Raw genomic sequence first — 21,005 nt, forward strand, 5'->3', positions numbered from 1 at the left:
CACCGCACTGATGATCTCCCCGACACTGCTCGCCCTCGCCCTGGTGGTCCTGTACCCGCTGGTCGCGGCCGCGCGAGAGTCGATGTACGTCCGGGGCGAGGGCCTGGACGCCGACGGTTTCGTCGTCGAGGGCGAACGGTTCGTCGGCCTGGCGCACTACGCGGAGCTGGTCGGCGAGCGCTTCCTCAACGCCCTGGCCAACACCACCATCTTCACCGTCGTCACCGTCACGCTGGAGACCGTGCTCGGCGTCGCGATGGCGCTGGTCATGCACAACGTCCTGCGCGGCCGCGGCCTGGTCCGGGCCAGCATCCTCATCCCCTGGGCGGTGCCGACCGCCATCTCCGGCCTGATGTGGCGGTGGGTGTTCCAGGCCGACGGCGTGGCCAACGCCGTCATCGGCGAGAAGATCCTGTGGACCACCGAGGGTGTCCAGGCCAAGCTCGCCGTCATCATCGCCGACACGTGGAAGACCGCGCCGTTCGTCGGGCTGCTGGTGCTCGCCGGGCTGCAGATCATCCCCAAGATGGTCTACGAGGCCGCGAAAGTGGACGGCGCCTCGGCCTGGCAGACGTTCTGGCGCATCACGTTGCCGCTGGTCAGGCCCGCGCTGGTGGTGGCGGTCCTGTTCCGCATCCTCGACGCGCTGGCCATGTTCGACCTGCCGTTCGTGATGATCGGCCGGGGCAAGCTCTCCGTGGAGACCCTGTCGGCCCTGGTCTGGGACGAGGCCACCCAGCTCAGGTACGGGTCGGCCGCCGCCTACGGGATCGTGCTCATCTCGTACGTGGCCGTCGTGGTGTTCGTCTTCGTCCGCCTGCTCGGCGCCGACCTGCTCGCCGACGCACGATCAAGGAAGAGGACGGCATGAAGAGGGCCTTGGGTGCCGGGCTCGTCGTGGTGTACTGCCTGGCGCCGTTCTACTGGATGGTCGTCTCCAGCCTGCGGCGCACCGGCGACATCTTCTCCACCACGCCCTGGCCGTCGCCGCCGTCACTGGAGAACTACGCCGCGGTGTTCTCCGGGCACAGCGACTTCGGCCGGGCGCTGCTCAACAGCCTGATCGTGTCGGCCGGCACCACCGCGCTGACGCTGGTCCTCGGCGTCTGCTGCGCCTACGCGCTGGCCCGGCTCACCTTCCGCGGCAAGAACCTCGTGCTCGGCCTGATCATGGGCACCTCGATGTTCCCCGGCGCGCTGCTGATCGTGCCGCTGCTCAAGCTCTTCACCGAGCTGGGCTGGATCAACACCTACCACGCGATGATCGTGCCGAGCATGTCGTTCGCGCTGCCGCTGGCCGTCTGGACGCTCACCGCGTTCTTCCGCCAGATGCCGCACGAGCTGGAGCAGGCCGCCACGATCGACGGCTGCACCCGCTGGGGCGCGTTCCGGCGAGTGATCCTGCCGATCGCCGCGCCGGGCGTGTTCACCACGGCCATCCTCGCGTTCTTCGCCACCTGGAACGAGTTCATGATCGCGCTGACCATGATCAGCAAGGCGGACATGCAGACCGCCACCGTGCGGGTGGCCCAGTTCGGCGGAGCCTCCGACTTCGACACCCCGTTCGGCACCCAGATGGCCGCGGGGGTCGTCGTCACGATCCCCCTCGTGATCCTCGTCCTGGTCTTCCAGAAGAGGATCGTCGCCGGTCTCACGTCCGGCGCGCTCAAGTAAACCCCGGAAAGGAACCCCCCATCATGAGCATCAGCAGGAGAGGTCTGCTCGGCGCCGGCGCCGTGGCGGCGGCCGGCGTCGGACTGGCCGCGATGCCCGCCTCCGCGACCGCGGAGAAGCGCAGGATCCGGCGCGGAGTCATCCGCGTGGCCTCCTTCAACATCCACTACGGCGCCGGTCCCGACAACGTCTTCGACCTCCGGCACACCGCCGAGATGATCGAGGCCATCGACGCCGACGTCATCGGCCTCCAGGAGGTCGACAAGCACTTCCGCGCGCGCAGCGAGTGGCTCGACACCGCCGGCGAGCTGGCCGGCATGCTCGGCATGCACCAGGCCTACGGCGCCAACTACGACCTGGACCCGCTGGAGCCGGGCCAGCCGCGCAGGCAGTACGGCACCGCGTTCCTGTCCCGCTGGCCGATCCTCGAATCGAGCAACACCCGCCTTCCGCAGTACACCGGCAGCGAGCCGCGCGGCCTGCTGGAGGTCGTCGTCAACATCCAGGGCAGGCAGGTACGGCTGGGCAACTCGCACATGCAGCACACCAGCGACGCCGAGTGGCAGGAGCAGGCCGACGCCATCGTGGCCCGGCTCGCCCAGTCGGCCCAGCCGGTCATCCTGCTCGGCGACACCAACGCCGTGCCGGCCTTCCCCGGCATCAAGACCTTCACCGACCGGTACGACGACGTGTGGGCACGGGTCGGCGTGGGCCCCGGCCTGTCGGCGGCGAACACGTGGCGCTTCGACTACGTCTTCGTGCCCAAGGGGTCCGACGTGCGCTCGGCCTGGCTGGTGAGCACCGACGCCTCGGACCACCTGCCGCTGGTCACCGACCTTCTGCTCCCGTGAAGGACGCCTCCATGACCTCCCGGCGGCTGCTCACCGCGTTGCTCGGCGTTGCGCGGGCCACGCCGATCGCGCTTCCCGCGCGGGCCGGCGAGCACTGGGCCGACGCGTGGGCCACGTGCCGCCCGCGTACGAGAACCAGAGCATCCGCATGGTCGTACGGATGCGCGGCGACGGCGACCAGGTGCGCGTCCGGCTCTCCAACCTGCATGGCGACCGGCCGGTGACCTTCGGCGGCGCCACCGTGGCTTTGCGCGGCTCCGGCCCGGCGCTGGCCGAGGGCACGCTGAGGAGGCTCGCCTTCGGCAGCGCGCCCTCGGTGACGGTCCCCGCCGGTCAGGACGTCTCCAGCGACCCGGTCGCGCTGAAGGTCAGAAGCGGCCAGGACCTGGCCGTCAGCATCTACCTACCGGACGCCACCGGGCCGGCCACCTGGCACCGCTCTGCTCGGCGCTCACACCGTACGGGCGGCCACGCGGGTCGGTCACGTCCACGGACGTGGTGTATGAATCGATCTTCGCGTGATCCTGTTTTCTGCAGGTTAAGCGGTAAGTGTCTGCGGAAGCGGGTTCTGGGCCGGTGTGTCGCCAGCGATGACTCGGATCCGGGCTTTGGCGAGAATGTCCAGGCCCATATAGCGACGGGCTTCGACCCACTCGTCGGTCTGCTCGGCCAGCACCGCGCCGACTAGCCGGACGATCGAGGGCCGGTCGGGGAAGATGCCGACCATGTCGGTGCGGTGGCGGATCTCCTTGTTCAGCCGCTCTTGCGGATTGATGCCCCTATGAATGTCAAGTCTCGGACCTGGGCGCGCTGGACATCAATGCCAGCACGCTGGGCAGTTGGGTGAACCGGCATCGGATCGCGAGCGCACAGCAGGAGCAGTCGCCGGTCTCTGGGCCGGACCGGGCCCGGATCCGGGAGCTGGAGCGGGAGAACGCCGAGCTGCGGGAGAAGTTGATCTTCTTGAAAAAAGCGGCCGCCTTCTTCGCGTCCGAGACTCGATGACGCTCGCCAAGTACGAGCTCATCGACGCGGAGAAGGCGCATCACTCGATCGCGCGGATGTGCCTGGCTGGGCGTGTCCCGCTCGGGCTTCTACGAGTGGCGTGAGCGGCCGGCCTCGGCCACCGCACAACGCCGCGCGCTGCTGGCCGCCCTGGTCGCCGAGATCTTCGCCGGCTCGCACGAGACCTACGGCTATCGGCGGGTGCACGCCGCCCTGGCCCGTCGTGGCGAGCACTGCTCGGCCGAACTGGTGCGCGCCCTGATGCGCGAGCAGGGCCTCATCCCGGCCCAGGTGCGGGCGTTCCGGCCGGCCACCACCGTCCAGGGCGACTACCGCGGCATCCCCGACCTGGTCGGCCGCGACTTCACCGCCACCCGGCCGGGCACCAAGCTGGTCGGCGACGTCACCTACATCCGCACCTGGGAGGGCTCCTCTACCTGGCCACCGTGATCGACTGCCACAGCAAGGCGGTGCTGGGCTGGGCGATGGCCGACCACTACCGCACCGAGCTGGTCGCCGACGCGATCCGGATGGCCGCCGGCACCGGCCTGCTCCAGAGCGGCGCCGTGTTCCACAGCGACCGCGGCTCGAACTACACCAGCGATGAGTTCGGCCGGTTCCTGACCGGCCTGGGCATCCGCCGCTCGGTCGGCCGCACCGGCGTCTGCTGGGACAACGCGATGGCCGAGTCGTTCTTCACTGTGATCAAGAACGAGTGGCTGCACCGCTTCGTCTTCACCACCCGGGCCAAGGCGAAAAGCCAGGTCTTCCGCTATATCGAAGGGTTCTACAACCGTCGGCGCCTGCACTCGGCGCTCGGCTACCGGCCACCCCTGGAAGTACTCAACGAGGCCCTTTCAACGCAAATGGCCGCATAGGCTACGCCCATAAGGCGGCTGTCCGGAATCACCGTGGCTCCTCAGTGCTGTTGTCCGCTGTGGAGAAGTTCTCATCGGTGTTGTTCCGCAGACATGGGGTGGGCATGACGTCTTTGCCGGCTTGAGCGACCTTCTGGACGCAGGTAGCGATGGCTGCTGGGTCGGCCTGTTAAGCATCATGGACGTGCCGGATTCCTGGCCGCTCCTGCAGGCTTGCATCGGCCAAGGCGACCGCGGCCGGCCCGATCTTTCACGCGAGCGCCGTTGGTTTGGGGCATTTACCACGTCGATCTCCATCGTGTCTGTGTTGGGGTCGACCGGATGCCGGGCTACCCGGGCTGTTCACTTCCCGTGCGGGCGGGCCGTCGCAGTTGCTTCCGATGAGGCCCGTGTGGCAGTACGACGCGGGCTCGGTGACGGAATCAGGCACAAGCGAGACGGATCCGCGCACGTAGCCGGGTGGCGAAGACGGTGCCACCGAACGTGGCGTGCACCTGTTCACGGCCAGACCGCTTTGTAGCAATGTCCGACCGGCACCAGAGAGCTCCGCCGTCGCGGCGGACCTTGGTTTCACACACCGGCAGGAGCCAGTGGGTGCACAGCGCGGAGAAGCCACCGGCCCGCCCATGATCGGGTTGCGATCGAGGTGCTGCTGGTTGAGGTGCGTCATGCGCCGAGGCGAGCTTGCTGCGGTCCTCGTGGGAGAAGCCAATCGGGCCCGGCAGCGCTGCATCGCTCCAGAGTGGACGCAGACGCTGAGGGACCAGCAAGCCAGTGTGAAGATCGTTCGTTTCATTGCGGGAAGGCTAAACTCTGACATCTATGTCAGAGTCAACTCGAAAGCAGCGTGCGCTTCGGGAAACTGTCACGTCGTCTGGAAGTCCATGATCGCCTACTGCGCTACGACGAGCTGGTGGCGACGATCCGTTCCCGCTACCCGGCGTTTGACCTCAACCCCGAAGACCTGCTGACCTAATCATTCCCAGGCGGGCCCCTTCCGAGGGGCCCGCCTCTCGTTATGCGCCCCGAGCCCGGATTCGACCCACGGGGTCCCACCAGCGCTACGTGGCCGCGGAATAGCCGTCGCGCTGCTTCCCCGGCCGGTCGGACACGACCTCGTCACCTTCCAGGTGGCTGAGGTCCACGGCGTTTGGCCGCCTGCATGGCGGTCAGCCGGTGGACATAGAGAGCGGTGACGACCGCTGCCGGCACAACCAGCACGTGGAGGGTCAGACCGATCCAGGTCAGCGGCTCGAACACGTACCAGCGGGCGAACGTCCCATCGGAATCCTCTTGGGGGTAGTTCACCTCGATCGTTTCCGTCCACGGGGTCCAGAAGAGGGGCCAGGTGAGGAAGGTGGCCAGCCAGACGAACCACCAGGTGTGCAGGAGACCGGCGGGGGCCATACCGCTGCCCCGGCCGGGCGGGCTGGAGGCATGCCAGACGTCGTTGGCGATCTGCTTGGGAAGGAAGACGTTCCCCACCGGGATGAACCAGCCGACCACCGCCATGAACGCGGGGTACCGCAGCTGCCCGGGAGTGAGCCGCTCGGCGACAGCGCGTACCCGAGCGGACCAGATCAGCCAGCTCACCACCAGCCCCACCCCGAAGAGAGCCTGTGCGCCCGTCAGAACGTAGGCGGTTTCCTCCATTTCGCTCCGGCTACCCCACCAGGTGGAGTACCCCAGGTACTGGTCTGTCGGATCGGCGGCGACAATGAGCTGCTGGACGGCCGTGAGTACGGAGACCAGGGCGAAGAGGGCGAGGAGCCAGTAGACACCGGCCCGGTATCCGTCGGCGGGGAGCGCCCGGCCGCGCGCGCGGCGGCGTTCGTCGACCAGCCGGGGCCGCAGTACCTTCGGCTGCTGATGCGGCTGGTTGCCGGTGGCGGGGGCATCGGGGCCGGCGACGGACATGGTGAGCCGGGCAGTGAGCGGTTGCGGCGGGCGGGTCGGGGCCGCGGCCATCGCCTCTGTGACCTGGGCCGCGCCGGGTGTGTCGCCGGCGGCGAGGATCATCCGGGTACGCGGATCCTCCTGGTCGAGAAGCTGCACCGCTTCCTGGCCCAGCCTGGCCAGAACCTCCGACGGCAGCCACGGCCCCAGCAGGCGGTACTGCGTCTCTTCCCGTTCCCGTAACTGGGCCAGGGTCGGACGGTCGGCCGGGTCCTTGGCCAGGCAGCCCTCGATCAGCCCCAGCAGCGGCTCCGGCACGCCGGTGAGGTCCGGCGGCTCGTGCACCACCCGGTACATCAGGGCGTGCAACTGGCTCTCCGGCGCGTCGAACGGCAGCCGCCCGGCGGCGGCGAAGGCCAGCACCGTGCCGAGCGAGAAGATGTCGCTCGCCTCGGTCAGGCTCTCGCCCCGGATCTGTTCCGGTGACATGAAGCCGGGCGAGCCGATCACCGCCCCGGTGGAGGTCAGGCCCCCGGTGGTGGAGGCATCCAAGGCGCGGACGATGCCGAAGTCGATCACCTTCGGTCCGTCGATGGTCACCATCACGTTCGACGGCTTCAGATCGCGGTGGATGAGCCCGGCGGCGTGGATGTCGCCCAGCGCCCGGCACAACCCTGAGGCCAAGCCGCGCACCGAATGCTCTGGCAGCGGCCCGCGCTGCTCCGCCACCACCTGATGCAGGGTCGGCCCGGCGACGTACGCCGTGGCCACCCAGGGCAATGCCGCCTCCGGGTCGGCGGCCAGCACGGCGGCCGTCCACTCCCCACCGACCTGCTGGGCCACGGCGACCTCCTTGGCGAACCGCCGGCGGAAATCCGGGGCCGCCGCCAGATCAGCGCGGATGGTCTTCACCGCCACCATCCGGCCGCGTGGCGACCGGGCGAGGTAGACCACTCCCATGCCGCCTTCCCCAAGCCTGCCGATGAGCCGGTAGTCGGCGATCCGGTCGGGGTCCTGCCCTCGCAGAGGCTGCACAGCTGGCGGCTCCCTCTCCTTGAGTATCGTGCGGCGGATCATAGCGACCCTTCGTGGTTCCTGCCACGATCAGGCCTCACCGGTTCGATTCCACGCTACGAGACCGGCTCACCGCTGTAACGCCGGCACCGGTGACGGTTGACCAGCGCGGAGCCACCGGGAGCGCATGTCGCTTAACGAGCGAAGCAGACGGCTGACGGGGTGAGGCGGGCCGACATGTTGCGCTGCATCATGCACAGTGCCGCCTGGCCGAGGTCCTCGTGAATGGCCGCCACACAGTCAGGCGGCACGATCAATGCGTAGTGCCGCACGTACGCGTCCAACGCGCTGTACAGCACGCACTGCTCTGTCACTTGTCCGGTCAGCACGACCGTCTCCACCTGCGCACGAGACAGCAGGTATTCCAGGGCAGTACCGAAGAACGCGCTGTGGCGCACCTTAGGCAGGAAGGCGCACCCGGGCGGCGGCAGGATCGGCTCCACCAGATCCGGCCGCCTGCCGTTCAGCGCCCGCGCCTCGATCCCGTGCCGGTCCGTGGCGAAGTCGCCGTAGTTGTCGTTGACGTACACCAGCTCGACATCGTCACGCTCACGGGCGCGCGCGACCAATCGCGCCAGCGGTTCGATGATCGCTGCCACCTGCTCGCCGAGTTGCTCGGCGTCCTGGTGGTCGTACGGATTGAGCATGTCGATGACGACCAGCGCGGACCTTGCCATAGCCTCTGTCATCTCCAGAGGTCCGCCCGTTTATCCCGGCACGGGGCAGGTGACCTTGATCCCGACCGGCGAAGGACGATCAAGACGACAGCACGGGACACCACGGCATCCGGCGCCGCACGGCATCGGGGGCGGTCGGTCCTGATCATCCCAGCTGACCAGGACGTTTCTGGAGATTGCGACGCGGTGGGTCAACTGCTCTTCAGCCTGGCCGCGCGGTGATGGGGAAAGTGGCGGCTCACATCAATGAGTTGCTCCATCATCCGTGCCGGGTCCGCTGGCGTTGCTGCGCAAATGCCTGGTGAGTGTGCGGGTAACAAGGGACTCGTGAGAATCGCGTGCATGGTGCTGGTGCTGGCCGCGGCCGCCGCCCGGTGAGCGGTCGACGTGACGGGGCCGGCGCGGGCGGCGGATGGCTTCCATACGGCGCTCACCGCTCATCGGGAGGACGTCGCGTGCGGGATGCCGGCCCGGAAGACTACCGAGAAACTTCCCGACGCCGGTCAGAGCTGTCCTGAGGCGCTGCACAAGCTGGCACTGGGGCTGGCGGCAAGCTCACTGCTGTCAGCGACGGGATAACCCGGCGGCAATCCAGGAGTAGTGGAAGACAGGAGAAGCCGCGATCTACGTCGCGCTGGACACCACCGATGACGAGTCTGGCCAGGTGTCAGGACGGGCCTCGGCCGCGGACAACCTTCCCGAAGGGAAGGTCGGACTACCTACCAGCGAGGTGCAGGAACAGTCACTCAGCCTCCGATGGGGTCGGGCCGCCACCGCCCACTCGGGTGCCGCGTGCCGTACAGGTACGCGCCCCGGTCAGCGAGGTGCACCAATCAACATCATGCTGCCCTCGGCCACGGAGACGGGCCCCAAGAGGCACGCACGCCCGGCGGAACGGCGCCCGCCAGGCCGCCATCGACGGCGTGGAGACAAATTCTCATCCGCTGCGATGAGTTCCGACCCCGCCGCCGGTATGTACTCACGAGCTCGCCGGACTACCTCGGGCGAATCGATCACAAGGGGAGAATCCAATGTCGAACAGTCGTGCGGCAGACGAGGCCGCCATCCAGGCCGTACTGGTTGACTCCTACAAGGCGTGGGAGGCCGGCGACGCCGATGGCATGGTCGCCAACTACACCGCGGACGCGACCGCCATCATGACCGGCTCGTTTCGGGACAGCCGTGACGTGATCCGTCGGAACATGGCCCTGGCCTTCGAGGGGCCGCTCAAGGGCAGCTCGACCTACAACAAGCAGCTGGGCATCCGCTTCGTCGGCAGGGACGGCGCGATCGTCATCAGCGAATCCGCCATCCTGTTCCCCGGCGAGACCGAGGTCCCAGACGACGTGCGTAAGGTGAACGCGACCTGGGTCTTCGAGAAGCGGGACGGCCGGTGGCTGATCGCCGCCTATCACAACAGCCCGGTGCTGGCACCTGCGCAGTGAACCCTTCTCTGTAACCAGCAGTAACCATGTGTGGGCTATGACGAATATCGGGCCGAAAAGCCCTGCACCACATGCAACCCGGAGGACCCACGACCCATCCGAACGAAATGTCACGCCAAGGACCTGTTCCAGGACCCTTGGCGTGACTTTCGTACCGGCGCTCGTACCTACGAGTGGCGTTCAGGAACAGCACTATTTATCCAGGATCTGGGATGTATGCCATGGCCAGGGCGTTGATGACCGCGCAGGGTGATCTATCCACCCATAGCGGCTGCTCACTGCAGGCGCCAGATATGGTGGCCGCGGCGGTACCGGAGAGGGAGCGTGGCGTCATGACGGGGAAGGAAGGCTTCGACCGTCGGATCGAACCGTTCCGGACGGAGCTGCTGGCGTACTGCTACCGGATGCTCGGCTCGGCTCACGACGCAGAGGACTTGGTCCAGGACACGTACCTGAGGGCGTGGCGGGCGCGGGATCAGTACGACGACACCCGCAGCTCACTGCGCACCTGGCTCTACCGGATCGCAACCAACGCCTGCCTGACCGCCCTGGAGGTTCACGGTCGCCGACCGCTGCCGTCGGGGCTGGTGGCCGCGTCGGATCCGCTCGGGCCGCTCGTCCAGGGAGAGCACGCCGCCTGGCTGCAGCCCTTGCCGGACTCGCTGCTGGACGCGGGCGATCCGGCTGGAGCCGTGATCGACCGCAGCAGCCTGCGCTTGGCGTTCGCCGCCGCCCTCCAGCACCTGTCGGCGCGTCAGCGCGGTGCACTGATCCTGCGTGACGTGCTCAGCTTTTCCGCGTCCGAAACGGCGGAAATCCTCGGCACCACCGTCGTGTCGGTGAACAGTTCCCTGCAGCGGGCGCGTACCCGCGTCAAGGAGGTCGGGGTCCGGCAGGAACGGGTCAGCGAGCCGTCCGCGGCCGAGCAGCGCGCCTGGGTCGAACGCTACATGAAGGCGTTCGAGCTCGCCGACATCGAGGGTCTCAAGCGGCTGCTCACCGAAGACGTGATCATGGAGATGCCGCCGATGCTCAACTGGTTCTCCGGCCGCGGCAACTACGGCCTGTTCATGGAATGGGTCTTCGGGGCGGCCGGGAAGGACTGGCTCCTCAAGGAGGTCACGGCCAACGGCGGCCAGCCCGGATTCGCCGCCTATCAGCGCGTCTCCCACGGGTACAACCTGCACACGCTCCAGATCTTCACCGTCACCGACGAGGGCATCACCCGGAACTCGGTCTTCCAGGACCCCGACATCTACGCGACTTTCGGCCTGGCGGCCAAGCTCGACGACCAGGGACTCGCCATCGCCGGGGCATAGTGCGGTGACCGTTCGTTTCCGAGTGTTATCCGCTGGGGCTGGTCGGCCCCAGCGGGGTCCGCGTTCGCTCCGGATCAGGGCGCGTTCGTGACGTTGGGCGCCCCGTACTTCGGGGTGCCGGACTCAGGACGGCCCCGAGACGCTCCACGAACCGGAAGCAGGCGACCCGCCATGACCAGGGGAAACTCCTCAAACGCTCCGGAACAAGCCAAGTCGCCGCACCCGTCGGGAAATGGGCCGAGCTTCCCTGCGGCTGCTGCTGAGCGCGTCGGGCGGCACGGGCTCATAGGGCGCCAGGTTCGCGCAGCGGCGCAGCGCGCGCAAAGCCGTCATGGCCGAGCATTCTGCACCACCAAAGATCGGGCACGAAGGTGGATTCCAACACCTCAATCTGAACGCCGACACGAGCACCGACAGCAGGACAAAAATCCGCCTCCTACCAGCCTGACCCTGTGACCGCCCGTAGTTTCTAGAGCCCAAACCAACGCTAAGCAGTTGATCTAACGGGCTTCTCCAGATCTAGGTTGTGTACCTGGTCCGTCACGGCTGCCAGGAGGGCGGTCAGCGCGGGTGTGGGTGGGGTGTCTCGGGTGACGGCGACCAGGCGGCGTTTGAGGGGGGATTCGGCGATGTCTCGGATCGCAAGTGCGGGGTCGTTGCCGGGCAGGGTCAGGGCCGGCATGAGGGCGACGGCAGTCGCGGCGCGGACGAGTTCGAGTTGGACATCGGCGTCGGTGGAGCGGTGCCGGAGGTCGGGCTCGTAGCCGCCGAGTGCGCGGCAGGTCCCGACGACCATGGCGTGGTGGCCGGTGCCCTCGGCGGAGGCTGCCCAGATGTCGGATCGAAGGTCGGTGACCGCCACGGATCTCCCGGACTGGGCGAGTGGATGCGCGGCCGGCAGCACGATCTTCAGGTGCTCTTCGAGCAGAAGCGTGAAGCGGAGTCCGGCCGGGCGAGGGCGGGGGTGGCCGTCGTACTCGTCACCGATAACGAGGTCGACCGCGCCCAGGCGTAGACCTGGCAGGGACTGTTCGAGTTCCAGCTCGAAGATCTCCACGCGAACCCGCGGGTGGTCTGCCTTCATGCGGGCCACTGCCGGGATGAGGAGGCGGCGGGCCGCCGATTGCAGACCGCCGGCGCGGACAGTGCCCCGGATGGCGCCGCTGAGGGTGGCCAGGTCGGCTTCTGCCGCCTCGGCGGCTGACAGCAACACCCGCGCGTGCTGAGCAAGCAGGTGCCCGGCGTCGGTAAGCCGCACACCGCGCCCGGCCTTGTCGAGCAGCCGGACGCCGACTTCCTTCTCCAGCAGGGCGAACTGCTGGGAGACCGTGGAAGGGCTGTAGCCCAAAGCCGCGGCGACTGCGGCCAGCGTGCCTCGTTCCTCGAACTCCCGCAGAAAGCGCAGCCGTCGCAGGTCCAGCTCGATCATGCGGGAATCCTAACGAGTCACCTTCGAAAATCATCGCTAGACCCGATGGGTCACGTGTCCAATCCTTGGGTGCATGGGTGCAGCACTGTGTCTTTTGTCCGCGGCCGGCTTCGGCGCTATGGCGATCTTCGGCAAGCTCGCCTACGACGCCGGCGTCTCCCCTGGGGCACTGCTGCTGGTGCGCTTCACCCTGGCCGCCGTCCTGCTCGGGATCGTCCTGCTGGTACGGCCGGGGCTGCGCCGCGCCGCCTCCGGTTCCCCCCGGGGTGAGGCGGCCGGTCGGCCGGCGATGACGCGCGGCCGAGTGCTGGCCATCGCCATCGGCCTGGGTGCCATCGGGTATGCCACGCAGGCGAGTCTGTTCTTCTCGGCGCTGCAGCTGATGGACGCATCCCTGCTGGCTCTGATCCTCTACACCTACCCGGTCATGGTCACCGTGGCGGCGGTGCTGCTCGGCCGCGACCGGCTCACCCCCGCGCGCGGAGCCGCGCTGGCGGCCGCCTCGGGCGGAACGCTGCTGGTCCTGCTCGGCGCCGGCGGCGTGAGCTTCCACCCGCTCGGGGCGCTGCTGGCCTTCGCCTCCGCGATCACCTACACCGTCTACATCCTCGTCGCCGACACCGTCGTGCACCGGCTGGCACCGGTAGTGCTGTCGGCGCTGGTGATGACCGGCGCGGCCGGCACCCTCGGCACCCGCGCCCTGCTCACCAGCGGCGTCGATCTCGGCTTCGGGGTGTCGGGGTGGCTCTGGCTGGCCTGCATCGCCGTGGCCTCCACCGTCGTGGCGATGCTGACCTTCTTCGCCGGGCTCAAGCGCACCGGCCCGTCGACCGCCGCCATCCTGTCCACCTTCGAGCCCGTCGTCACCGCCACACTGGCCGCGCTCATCCTTGGCGAGTCCCTGACCCCGGTACAGCTCGCCGGCGGCGCGCTGGTGTTGTCGTCCGTGGTCATCCTCCAGCTCCGACGCACCGGCACCCGCCGCCAGGACCAGAGCTTGCGCCCGGCGTCCGACCAACCCGACCTTGGACCCACCAGACCTCGGATCCAGGGCGCGATCATGAGGGGCGAGCACGCCCCGGGCGAGGCGCTCAAACCGCAGCAGCTGGCCCAGCAGCACGAGGTCAGCCTGGCCGTCGTACGCGAGGCCCTGGTGCGGCTGGTCGGCGAGGGCATCGCGGTGCGGCTGCCCAACCGCGGCTTCGCCGTCCCCGACTTCTCGGACCGGCGGTGGCAGGAGATCGCGGAGGCCCGCCGTACGGTCGAGCCGGTCATGCTGCGCCTGGCGATCGAGCGCGGCGACCTCGACTGGGAGGCACGGGTACGCGCGGCCCACCACCGCCTGACCCGCACACCGGCGTACGTGCCCGAGGAAGGCGAGTACTACAGCAGCGCCTGGTCAGAGGCACACCGCGTCTTCCACCGGACGCTGCTGGACGGGTGCGGCAACCTCGTGCTGCTCGACACGTTCGACCGGCTGTGGACGGCCGGCGAGCTGGCCCGCCGCTGGTCGGCGCAGCGCACGCCCGACCGCGACGGCGTCGCGGAGCACCGCCGGCTGGAGGAGGCGGCGCTGGCCCGTGACGCCGACACCGCCGCCGACGTGCTGGCCCAGCACCTGACGCTGACGGTCGCCGCACTCACATCCACGCCTGAGCACGTCGGGCAACAGTCCTGACCCCGCGACGACATCCCCATCCTGGTCACGCCGGAGCGGGTTCCGGCTCGTCGTCCCCCAGCCGGCCGAAGCGCCATTCGCCTTCGCCGAGCAGCTCGAGTTCGTGGGTGTGGTGCTGCTCGACCGTCGAGCGGTGGCTGACGCTGACGACGATGGTCTCGGGCAGCTCCGACCGCAGCAGTCGATAGAGGTTGAATTCCAGGTCCTCGTCCAACGCCGAGGTCGACTCGTCGAGGAACACCACCTTCGGCTTCGTCAGCAGGATCCGGGCGAACGCGATCCGCTGCTGCTCGCCCGGGGAAAGCACCTTGGCCCAGTCCTGCGCCTCGTCGAGCCGGTGCGTGAGGTGCGCCAGCGCGACCTTCTGCAGGGTGCCGCGCAGGGTCTCGTCATCGACGGTGCCTTCGTTGCCGGGATATGTGACGACGGCACGCAGGTCACCCAGCGGCACGTAGGGCAGCTGCGACAGGAACATCGTCTCGTTGGGTCCGCACGGCCGGGTCAGCGTGCCGGTGGTGAACGGCCACAACTCGGCAAGGCTGCGCAACAGCGTGGTCTTGCCGCTGCCCGACGGCCCGGTGACGACCAGCGTGTCACCCACTTCGAGCCGCATGTCGAGCGGCTTGATCAGCTGCACGCCATCGGGGGTGCGGACCTCGACGGCCTTGAGCCGAACGGTCCCGTCGGCGCACGGCAGCGTCGTCACCTCCGGCAACGCCCTGGCCTCTTCGTCGGCGACGACCAGACCGTGAAGCCGGATGATCGCCGCCCGGTAGCCGGCGAAGGCGTCGTAGGCGTTGCGGAAGAACGAGAGACCGCTCTGGATCTCGTTGAACGCCGATGCCGACTGGGTGAGATCGCCGAGGCGGATCTCGCCGGCGAACAGCCGGGGTGCCTGGAGGAGATAGGGCAGGGGCACGATGCTCTGGCTGATCGAGTAGTTCCAGGCGTTGAAGCCGATGGTCCTGTTCAGATACCGCTTGTAGTTGACGACGACGGGGGCGAACAGGCGCCGCAGCCCTGAGCGCTCCGCGACCTCGCCGCGATAGAACGCGACCGCCTCCGCCGCATCGCGCAGGCGCACCAGGGCGTACCGGAACGCCGCGTTGAACTTCTCGTTCCGGAAGGCCAGCCAGATGATCGGCCTGCCGATCCAGAACGCGATGGCGGAGGCGATGAGGACGTAGACCAGGCCGATCCAGAACATCGCCTTGGGAATCTCGACCCCGAAGCCGGAAAGCGTGCCCGAGAGATTCCACAGGATCGCCGTGAACGACACGATCGAGGTGACCGCCGAGATCGCGCCGAACAGCAGCGTGCTGGACGTGCCCCCGTTGCTCGGAAGGTTGGGCAGAGGTCCGTATCCGGCGGTGACCAGGTCGATGTCGGACTGAATACGCTGGTCCGGGTTGTCGATGGTGTCGTCGATGAATCGCGACCGGTAGTAGGCCCTGCCGTCCAGCCAGTCTCCGGTCAGCCGGTCGGTCAGCCAGGCGCGCCAGGCCAGCACGAACCGCTGGAGCAGGAACAGATCCAGCAGCAGCCGGGCGACGTGGATCGCCGCCAGGATGCAGAAGATCCACAGGGACATCCAGAAGCCGCGTTCGCCGGAGTCCTTCACCTGGCTGTCGTGGACGGCGATGCCCTGGACCGCGACCTGGAGGCTGGACAGCATGTCGTTGCCCTGGTAACTGAGCAGCACGTTCAGCCGGACGCCGGTGACCACCGACAGCAGCAGGGCGCCGAGCCCGAGCCAGACCTTGACGCTTCCTCGGCCGGCGAAGTACGCACCGGTGATGCGCGTGAATTGCCGGCCCCACGTCGTGAAGAGGCCGATCAGCACGAGGACCGCCAGAGTGCACATCGCGGCGATCGCCCAGGCTTCGGCGATCCACACCAGCGACGTCCAGACCTCAGAGCCCCAGTCGAGCGATGGGGTGAACAACTCCATTCCGGAAACGTATCGGCACAGAGAGTGACGGGCATCCTGGACGGCCCAATTTCGCGAGAGTTAGCGAGACTTCACGAGAGCTCGCGAGGGCGAGCCGTTCTCGTGCTTCGCGCCTTCTCAAGAGTGCCAACCTTTTGCCGCGCCCACCACGTCTGGAGAGTACCGACCTGAGGAGAGACGTTGGATCGCGATGCCAGTTTCCAGGCGTTCGTGGATGCTCACCAACGCCCGTTGATGCGCCTGGCCTACCTGCTCACCGGAGAGGCCCACCTCGCAGAGGACCTCTTGCAGAGCGTGCTGGTACGCATGATCGGGCGATGGGCGAAGTTACGCCATATCGACAATCTTGCCGCTTATGCCCGCAGGACCATGGTGAACCAGCACATCTCGTGGCGGCGGCGTCGCGGTTCCGGCGAGGTGCCGAGCGCCGAGCCGCCCGACCGCGCCTACTCCCCCGAGGATTCCGCAGTCCTGCGGATCGTCCTGCGCCAGGCGCTCATGCGGCTGACGCCCAAGCAGCGCGCGGTGATCGTCCTGCGCTTCTACGAGGACCGGACCGAGCGTGACGTCGCCGACCTGCTGGGATGCTCCATCGGCACCGTGAAGAGCCAGGCACACCACGCCCTGGCCCGCCTGCGCGCGCTGGCGCCCGAGCTGGCGCCGAGACTGCCCGTTCTGGACGACGACCCGGCCCATGTTGAGGGGGCACGCCGATGACCTGGCTCGGAGAACAGCTCGGCCGCATCGCGGACGAGATGCCGGAGCGCGACCTGGCCGCCAAGGCCATCGAGATCCATCAGCGACGGCGGCGCAACATCATGGCGCTCACCGCCGCCGTGGTGGTCGTCGTCACCGTGCTCGCCGCCACCGTCGGGGTGCGGGCGCTGCCCGCGGAGCCCCGCGCCGCCGCCCGCCCGTCCAGTCCGCCCGAGCTGTCCACCATCAGGGTCGGCGTGGTGCCGGACGTGGAGTCCGCGCCCGTGTACGTGGCCCTCACCAAGGGCTTTTTCGCGGAGGAAGGGCTGACGGTGCGGCCGACGGCCATCACCGGCCCGGCGGCCGCGGTGCCCTCGGTGGAAAGCGGCGCGCTGGATCTGGCGCAGACCGATTACGCCACGGTCTTCGACGTGAACGAGGCGGGCAAAAGGTTCAAGATCGTCTCCAGCCTGTACCAGGCCGCGCCAGGAAGCTTCGCGATCGTCGTCGACGCCAAGTCGAAGATCAGGACGATGTCCGACCTCAAGCGCAAGAGGATCGCGATCCCGAACATCACGGGGCTCGGGCTGTTGGCGCTGACGGCCGCACTGAAGCGGGCCGGGCTGACGTTGAGGGACGTCGTGCTGGTCGAAAGGCCCTATCCGGACGTGCTCCACCCGATGAGCAACGGACAGTTCGACGCCGCGCTGCTGGCCGAGCCGTTCGTCACCCTGGGCCGCGCGACCAGGGGCACGCGGACGGTGGATGACGTGATGACCAAGGAGCTCGCGAGCCTGCACACCGCGGGCATGACGGCCACCGACCGGTGGATCCAGGCGAACCCTCGCACGCTGGCGGCCTTCCAGCGCGCGCTGGCCAAGGCGCAGCGCCTGATCGCGAGCGATCCGCGGCAGGTGGTCGAGGTGCTGCCTACCTACACGAAGATCTCCCGGGAGATGGCGGCAGGCGTCGCACTCGGCTCCTATCCCGACAAGCTGGACCGGGCAGAACTCCAGCGGGTGGCCGATCTGGCCCGCGCTTACAAGTTGCTCCGACGCCCGGCAGATCTCGGGAGCGCAGTCGTGAGGAACGGGTGAGCTCGCCCCGCCCTGAGCCACGGACCAAGATGGCATGGGTACGCCCGTGATCGCGGGTTCAAGGGGTCGGCAGGTCGCGCCGTCCGAAGCCGGCCAGGCCGACCGCGACCAGGGCCGCCGCTCCGACGGTCATGACGACCAGTGGTGTGGCCGTCAGGTCCGCGCCGGGAAGCTTCGGTACGTGCTCGAAGACCGACAGGTCGATGAACCACCGGTCGAGCTGCAGCTCCCCGCCGATCCAGCCGAACAGCATGCTCACCATGGCCACCGCGAACGCACCGGCGACCAGCCGGGGCAGCAGCCCGTACAGTGCGAACGCGAGCCCGGTGAACACCCACACCACGGGGAGCTGTACGAGCGCGGCGGTCAGCAGCCGGGGCAGTTCGCGGGCGACGTCGCCGGTGTTGAGTCCGTGGGCCAGACCGGCGGCAGCCCCGAAGGCCACGACGCCGAGGGCCGGGCCGAGCAGCGTGAAGGCGACGTGGCTGCCGGCCCAGCGCAGCCGGCTCACCGGCGTGGCCAGCAGGGGTTCGGCCCGCCCGTCGCGCTCCTCGTTCCTGAGCAGCAGTGTGGCCTGGATCGCGAAGCAGGCGCTGACCAGGCCGAGCATGGTCATCATGGGAACGAGGAACTGGTCGACGAGCGTGCCAGGCCCGCCGAGCCGGGCCAGCACCTCTCGTGCCGCGGCGCCGCTGTTGTCCATCAGCGTGCCGAGGCTCGCCGACATCGCGCCGATCACGAGCCCGACCAGGGCGAGGCCCACGGTCCTGCTGATCAGCGGGCCTCGGTGCAGCCGCCAGGCCAGCGCCAGCGGGCCGCGCAGGCGGGGACCGGCGCCGGCCGGGCCCAGGCGGGCCTGGAACATGCCGCTGCCGAGGTCGCGCCGCGCCGACAGCGCCACGGCCAGCGCACCGAGCGCGGTGACGGCGGCGGCCGCGAGCGCGAGGACCCACCAGCGTTCCCCGCTGAAGGGCCGCAGCGCCTCCGCCCAGCCGAGCGGCGTCAGCCATGACACCCAGGCGGGCCCGTCGCCCCGCTGCGCCGCGATGTCCCCGATGCCGCGCAGGATGAGCGCGCCGCCGAGCACGCTGATCCCGATGGCGCGCGCGCCGCCCGCGCCGGTCGTGAGCTGCGCGGTCACGGCGCCGATCGCGGCGAACACGCAGCCGGCCGTCGCGAACCCGAGCCCGAGCGCGAAGGAACCCGCCGCCGGCAGGTCCTGGCCGACCAGCGCCAGTGCCGACACGACACCGAGGACGAGGCTGGCCCCGCAGGTGACGACGAGGGTGGCGGCCAGGTTCGCGTGCCGCGCCACCGCGGTGGCTCCCACCAGCTCGCGCCGCCCGGCCTCCTCTTCCGTACGCGTGTGCCTGATGACCGTGAGCAGGGCGATCAGAGCGACCATGACCGTGACGAACCCCGACCGCCAGGCGACGAGCTCGCCGAGGCCGGAGCCGTTCAGCGCGCCGTAGGCGACGGTGAAGGCCCTGGTGTGGACGCTGGTCTCGTAGTAGACCTGGCGGGCCTCGGCCGTGGGGTACGCGCCGGTGAACGCCCCGACGAACACCATCGGGACCAGGCAGATGAACCCGACCCACAGGGGCAGCAGCACGCGATCGCGCCGCAGCACCAGGCGGATGAGCTGTCCCGTGCCGGTGAACGCGTTCATCGTGCCGCCTCCGCCTGCTTGCCCCCGGCGCTGCCGGCCGCACGGTCGTAATGCCGCAGGAACAGCTCCTCCAGCGTCGGCGGCCGGCTGACCAGGCTGCGCACGCCCGCCGTGGTGAGGTGACGCAGCGCCGCGTCCAGCGCGGCGGCGTCGACGCTGAACCGCACCCGGCCGCCGTCGGCCCGCAGGCCGTGCACGCCTGGCAGGCCGGCCAGCCCGTCCGGCGATCCGGCCAGCTCGGCCTCGATGGAGGTGCGGGTGAGGTGGCGCAGCTCGGCCATGGTGCCGGACTCCACGGTACGGCCGTCGCGGATGATGGTGACCCGGTCGCAGAGCGCTTCGACCTCGGAGAGGATGTGGCTGGACAGCAGCACCGTACGGTCGCCCGCGCGCTGCGCCTCCTGGATCGTCTGCCGGAAGACCTCTTCCATCAGGGGGTCGAGGCCGGAGGTGGGTTCGTCGAGTATGAGGAGTTCGGCGTCGGAGGACAGCGCGGCGATCAGGGCCACCTTCTGGCGGTTGCCCTTGGAGTAGGTGCGGCCCTTCTTGCGCGGGTCGAGGTCGAAGCGTTCGATCAGCTCGTCCCGGCGCCGCCGGTCCAGGCCCCCGCGCAGCCGGCCGAGCAGGTCGATGGCCTCGCCGCCGGACAGGTTGGGCCACAGGGTGACGTCGCCGGGCACGTACGCCAGGCGGCGGTGCAGCTCGGCGGCCTGTGTCCAGGGGTCGCCGCCGAGCAGCCGGGCGGTGCCCGCGTCGGGGCGCATCAGGCCCAGCAGGATCCTGAGCGTGGTGCTCTTGCCCGCGCCGTTGGGTCCGAGGAAGCCGTGCACCTCGCCGATCCGCACGACGAGGTCGAGGCCGTTCAGTGCCCGGGCCGGGCCGAACGACTTGACCAGTCCGGCCACGGTGATGGCATCGGTCTCAGTCATGAGGGGTTTCCTTGCGTCGGGGTCTCCCAGGCGGCCCGGGCGGCCTTGAGCATCGTGTCGTCCGCGTACATCCCGCGGGTGTAGAGCTCGAGCATGGGCAGCCCGATGCGCCGCAGCACGTCGGGGCCCATCCGCTCGAAACCGAGCGCCCGCGTCAGGGCCGGCGCCATGGTCAGCGTGGCGAGGCTGACCAGCACGTTGAGCACGGCCAGCGCCCGCAGGTCCGAGGAGGGGTGCATCGAGCCGTCGGCGATCCCGGCGCCGAAGAGCTCCTCGGTCTCCGCCACCAGCGTGTTGACGAACGTGGTGGCCGCGGAGGTGTCCTCCTCGATCGCGCGCACCATGTACCGCACGTGGAGGCCGTATTCCTCCGGGTCCGCGAGGTATTCGCGGGACAGGTCCTGTACGCCGGTCGAGCCGGCGGCGGTCCGGGATCTTCGCACCAGTATCCGCAGGACGTGGTCGTCACAGACGCTCCGCAGATTCTCCTTGCTGCCGAAGTGGCGGATGATCAGCGCGGCGCTCACCCCTGCGGTGGCCGCGACGGCGCGCAAGTTCGTCTTCTGGAAGCCGTCGCGGGCGAAGTGCGCGACGGCGGCGTTGCGGATCTTGGCCTGGGCGGTCAGATCCGCCGAATGGGCTGAACACACGTTTACCATAGTAAACACATGTTCACCGATGGGCAATCAGGCGTGGTCCGGAAAGGCCCCCGGACCACGCCTGCGTGCGGGGAAAGG

Annotated in this window: 18 protein-coding genes and 1 pseudogene; 10 read left to right on the forward strand and 9 right to left on the reverse strand. The window is 69.0% G+C overall.

Annotation, left to right across the window (positions count from 1 at the left end):
• The first annotated feature begins 10 nt into the window (after nt 1–10).
• The 3 genes from ETD85_RS05700 to ETD85_RS05710 are packed head-to-tail and all read left to right on the forward strand — an operon-like array spanning nt 11 to nt 2,525.
• Nucleotides 11–871 carry a carbohydrate ABC transporter permease gene (locus ETD85_RS05700; protein WP_206058105.1) on the forward strand — a complete coding sequence of 287 codons (861 nt, stop codon included), beginning with the start codon at nt 11–13 and terminating at the stop codon, nt 869–871.
• On the forward strand, nt 868–1,674 hold the full coding sequence (locus ETD85_RS05705; RefSeq protein ID WP_138688541.1) for a carbohydrate ABC transporter permease: 807 nt from the start codon (nt 868–870) through the stop codon (nt 1,672–1,674). Before ETD85_RS05700 ends, ETD85_RS05705 begins: the two co-directional genes overlap by 4 nt.
• Nucleotides 1,675–1,697: 23 nt before the next feature.
• Entirely contained in the window at nt 1,698–2,525 is an 828-nt protein-coding gene (locus tag ETD85_RS05710; RefSeq protein WP_206058106.1) for an endonuclease/exonuclease/phosphatase family protein, read from the forward strand.
• Here the strand turns inward: ETD85_RS05710 and ETD85_RS05715 are convergent.
• Both ETD85_RS05715 and ETD85_RS05720 read right to left on the reverse strand, forming a co-directional pair.
• Nucleotides 2,503–2,733 (reverse strand): hypothetical protein, encoded by a 231-nt coding sequence (locus ETD85_RS05715; protein WP_138688543.1) that lies wholly within the window; start codon nt 2,731–2,733, stop codon nt 2,503–2,505. The two genes, ETD85_RS05710 and ETD85_RS05715, sit on opposite strands and share 23 nt — an antisense overlap.
• A gap of 330 nt (nt 2,734–3,063) precedes the next feature.
• Nucleotides 3,064–3,297: pseudogene (locus ETD85_RS05720) on the reverse strand (transposase); the annotation flags it as partial.
• A gap of 305 nt (nt 3,298–3,602) precedes the next feature.
• Between ETD85_RS05720 and ETD85_RS05725 the strand changes: the two are divergent.
• Both ETD85_RS05725 and ETD85_RS05730 read left to right on the forward strand, forming a co-directional pair.
• On the forward strand, nt 3,603–3,980 hold the full coding sequence (locus tag ETD85_RS05725; protein ID WP_170246515.1) for an IS3 family transposase: 378 nt from the start codon (nt 3,603–3,605) through the stop codon (nt 3,978–3,980).
• Nucleotides 3,977–4,408 (forward strand): IS3 family transposase, encoded by a 432-nt coding sequence (locus tag ETD85_RS05730; RefSeq protein ID WP_170246516.1) that lies wholly within the window; start codon nt 3,977–3,979, stop codon nt 4,406–4,408. The genes ETD85_RS05725 and ETD85_RS05730 overlap by 4 nt, the downstream gene beginning before the upstream one ends.
• 1,119 nt (nt 4,409–5,527) lie before the next feature.
• Here the strand turns inward: ETD85_RS05730 and ETD85_RS05735 are convergent.
• Nucleotides 5,528–7,339 carry a protein kinase domain-containing protein gene (locus tag ETD85_RS05735; protein WP_206058107.1) on the reverse strand — a complete coding sequence of 604 codons (1,812 nt, stop codon included), beginning with the start codon at nt 7,337–7,339 and terminating at the stop codon, nt 5,528–5,530.
• Nucleotides 7,340–7,512: 173 nt separating this feature from the next.
• Complete coding sequence (locus ETD85_RS05740) at nt 7,513–8,055, reverse strand: cysteine hydrolase family protein (protein WP_138688547.1); 543 nt, start codon at nt 8,053–8,055, stop codon at nt 7,513–7,515.
• A 1,031-nt stretch (nt 8,056–9,086) separates the two neighbouring features.
• On the opposite strand from ETD85_RS05740, the gene ETD85_RS05745 reads away from it, so the two are divergent.
• Together ETD85_RS05745 and ETD85_RS05750 are read left to right on the forward strand one after the other, a co-directional pair.
• The gene (locus tag ETD85_RS05745; RefSeq protein WP_138688548.1) at nt 9,087–9,500 is read left to right on the forward strand and encodes an SgcJ/EcaC family oxidoreductase; all 414 of its coding nucleotides are present in this window, start codon (nt 9,087–9,089) and stop codon (nt 9,498–9,500) included.
• 212 nt (nt 9,501–9,712) lie between these two features.
• Complete coding sequence (locus ETD85_RS05750) at nt 9,713–10,819, forward strand: sigma-70 family RNA polymerase sigma factor (RefSeq protein ID WP_240778982.1); 1,107 nt, start codon at nt 9,713–9,715, stop codon at nt 10,817–10,819.
• A 487-nt stretch (nt 10,820–11,306) separates the two neighbouring features.
• Here the strand turns inward: ETD85_RS05750 and ETD85_RS05755 are convergent, their stop codons facing one another.
• Nucleotides 11,307–12,248 carry a LysR substrate-binding domain-containing protein gene (locus ETD85_RS05755; RefSeq protein ID WP_138688549.1) on the reverse strand — a complete coding sequence of 314 codons (942 nt, stop codon included), beginning with the start codon at nt 12,246–12,248 and terminating at the stop codon, nt 11,307–11,309.
• A 73-nt stretch (nt 12,249–12,321) separates the two neighbouring features.
• On the opposite strand from ETD85_RS05755, the gene ETD85_RS64475 reads away from it, so the two are divergent.
• Nucleotides 12,322–13,926 (forward strand): EamA family transporter, encoded by a 1,605-nt coding sequence (locus ETD85_RS64475; RefSeq protein ID WP_206058108.1) that lies wholly within the window; start codon nt 12,322–12,324, stop codon nt 13,924–13,926.
• Between the two features lie 25 nt (nt 13,927–13,951).
• Here the strand turns inward: ETD85_RS64475 and ETD85_RS05770 are convergent, their stop codons facing one another.
• Entirely contained in the window at nt 13,952–15,877 is a 1,926-nt protein-coding gene (locus tag ETD85_RS05770) for an ABC transporter ATP-binding protein/permease (protein ID WP_138688550.1), read from the reverse strand.
• A gap of 180 nt (nt 15,878–16,057) precedes the next feature.
• Between ETD85_RS05770 and ETD85_RS05775 the strand changes: the two genes are divergently transcribed.
• Nucleotides 16,058–16,594 carry a SigE family RNA polymerase sigma factor gene (locus tag ETD85_RS05775; RefSeq protein ID WP_138688551.1) on the forward strand — a complete coding sequence of 179 codons (537 nt, stop codon included), beginning with the start codon at nt 16,058–16,060 and terminating at the stop codon, nt 16,592–16,594.
• A complete protein-coding gene (locus tag ETD85_RS05780; protein WP_138688552.1) occupies nt 16,591–17,670 on the forward strand; it encodes an ABC transporter substrate-binding protein in 1,080 nt (359 codons plus the stop codon). Before ETD85_RS05775 ends, ETD85_RS05780 begins: the two co-directional genes overlap by 4 nt.
• A 58-nt stretch (nt 17,671–17,728) precedes the next feature.
• On the opposite strand, the gene ETD85_RS05785 is transcribed toward ETD85_RS05780, so the two are convergent.
• From ETD85_RS05785 to ETD85_RS05795, 3 genes are read right to left on the reverse strand one after another with little or no spacing between them, the layout of a single operon-like run.
• Nucleotides 17,729–19,339, reverse strand: coding sequence for an ABC transporter permease (locus ETD85_RS05785; protein ID WP_138688553.1), 1,611 nt, complete (start codon nt 19,337–19,339; stop codon nt 17,729–17,731).
• On the reverse strand, nt 19,336–20,268 hold the full coding sequence (locus ETD85_RS05790) for an ABC transporter ATP-binding protein (RefSeq protein ID WP_138688554.1): 933 nt from the start codon (nt 20,266–20,268) through the stop codon (nt 19,336–19,338). The genes ETD85_RS05785 and ETD85_RS05790 overlap by 4 nt, the downstream gene beginning before the upstream one ends.
• Nucleotides 20,265–20,918 (reverse strand): TetR/AcrR family transcriptional regulator, encoded by a 654-nt coding sequence (locus ETD85_RS05795; protein ID WP_206058109.1) that lies wholly within the window; start codon nt 20,916–20,918, stop codon nt 20,265–20,267. Before ETD85_RS05795 ends, ETD85_RS05790 begins: the two co-directional genes overlap by 4 nt.
• Between the last annotated feature and the right edge of the window lie 87 nt (nt 20,919–21,005).

It is taken from the genome of Nonomuraea zeae (genome assembly GCF_005889725.1).
GTDB classification, from domain to species: domain Bacteria; phylum Actinomycetota; class Actinomycetes; order Streptosporangiales; family Streptosporangiaceae; genus Nonomuraea; species Nonomuraea zeae.

Bases quoted from the DNA above. Each gene is read 5' to 3' on its own strand.
- ETD85_RS05700 (WP_206058105.1), top strand. From the start codon at position 11: ATGATCTCCCCGACACTGCTCGCCCTCGCCCTGGTGGTCCTGTACCCG.
- ETD85_RS05705 (WP_138688541.1), top strand. From the start codon at position 868: ATGAAGAGGGCCTTGGGTGCCGGGCTCGTCGTGGTGTACTGCCTGGCG.
- ETD85_RS05710 (WP_206058106.1), top strand. From the start codon at position 1,698: ATGAGCATCAGCAGGAGAGGTCTGCTCGGCGCCGGCGCCGTGGCGGCG.
- ETD85_RS05715 (WP_138688543.1), bottom strand. From the start codon at position 2,733: ATGCAGGTTGGAGAGCCGGACGCGCACCTGGTCGCCGTCGCCGCGCAT.
- ETD85_RS05740 (WP_138688547.1), bottom strand. From the start codon at position 8,055: ATGGCAAGGTCCGCGCTGGTCGTCATCGACATGCTCAATCCGTACGAC.
- ETD85_RS05745 (WP_138688548.1), top strand. From the start codon at position 9,087: ATGTCGAACAGTCGTGCGGCAGACGAGGCCGCCATCCAGGCCGTACTG.
- ETD85_RS05750 (WP_240778982.1), top strand. From the start codon at position 9,713: ATGTATGCCATGGCCAGGGCGTTGATGACCGCGCAGGGTGATCTATCC.
- ETD85_RS05755 (WP_138688549.1), bottom strand. From the start codon at position 12,248: ATGATCGAGCTGGACCTGCGACGGCTGCGCTTTCTGCGGGAGTTCGAG.
- ETD85_RS64475 (WP_206058108.1), top strand. From the start codon at position 12,322: ATGGGTGCAGCACTGTGTCTTTTGTCCGCGGCCGGCTTCGGCGCTATG.
- ETD85_RS05770 (WP_138688550.1), bottom strand. From the start codon at position 15,877: ATGGAGTTGTTCACCCCATCGCTCGACTGGGGCTCTGAGGTCTGGACG.
- ETD85_RS05780 (WP_138688552.1), top strand. From the start codon at position 16,591: ATGACCTGGCTCGGAGAACAGCTCGGCCGCATCGCGGACGAGATGCCG.
- ETD85_RS05785 (WP_138688553.1), bottom strand. From the start codon at position 19,339: ATGAACGCGTTCACCGGCACGGGACAGCTCATCCGCCTGGTGCTGCGG.
- ETD85_RS05790 (WP_138688554.1), bottom strand. From the start codon at position 20,268: ATGACTGAGACCGATGCCATCACCGTGGCCGGACTGGTCAAGTCGTTC.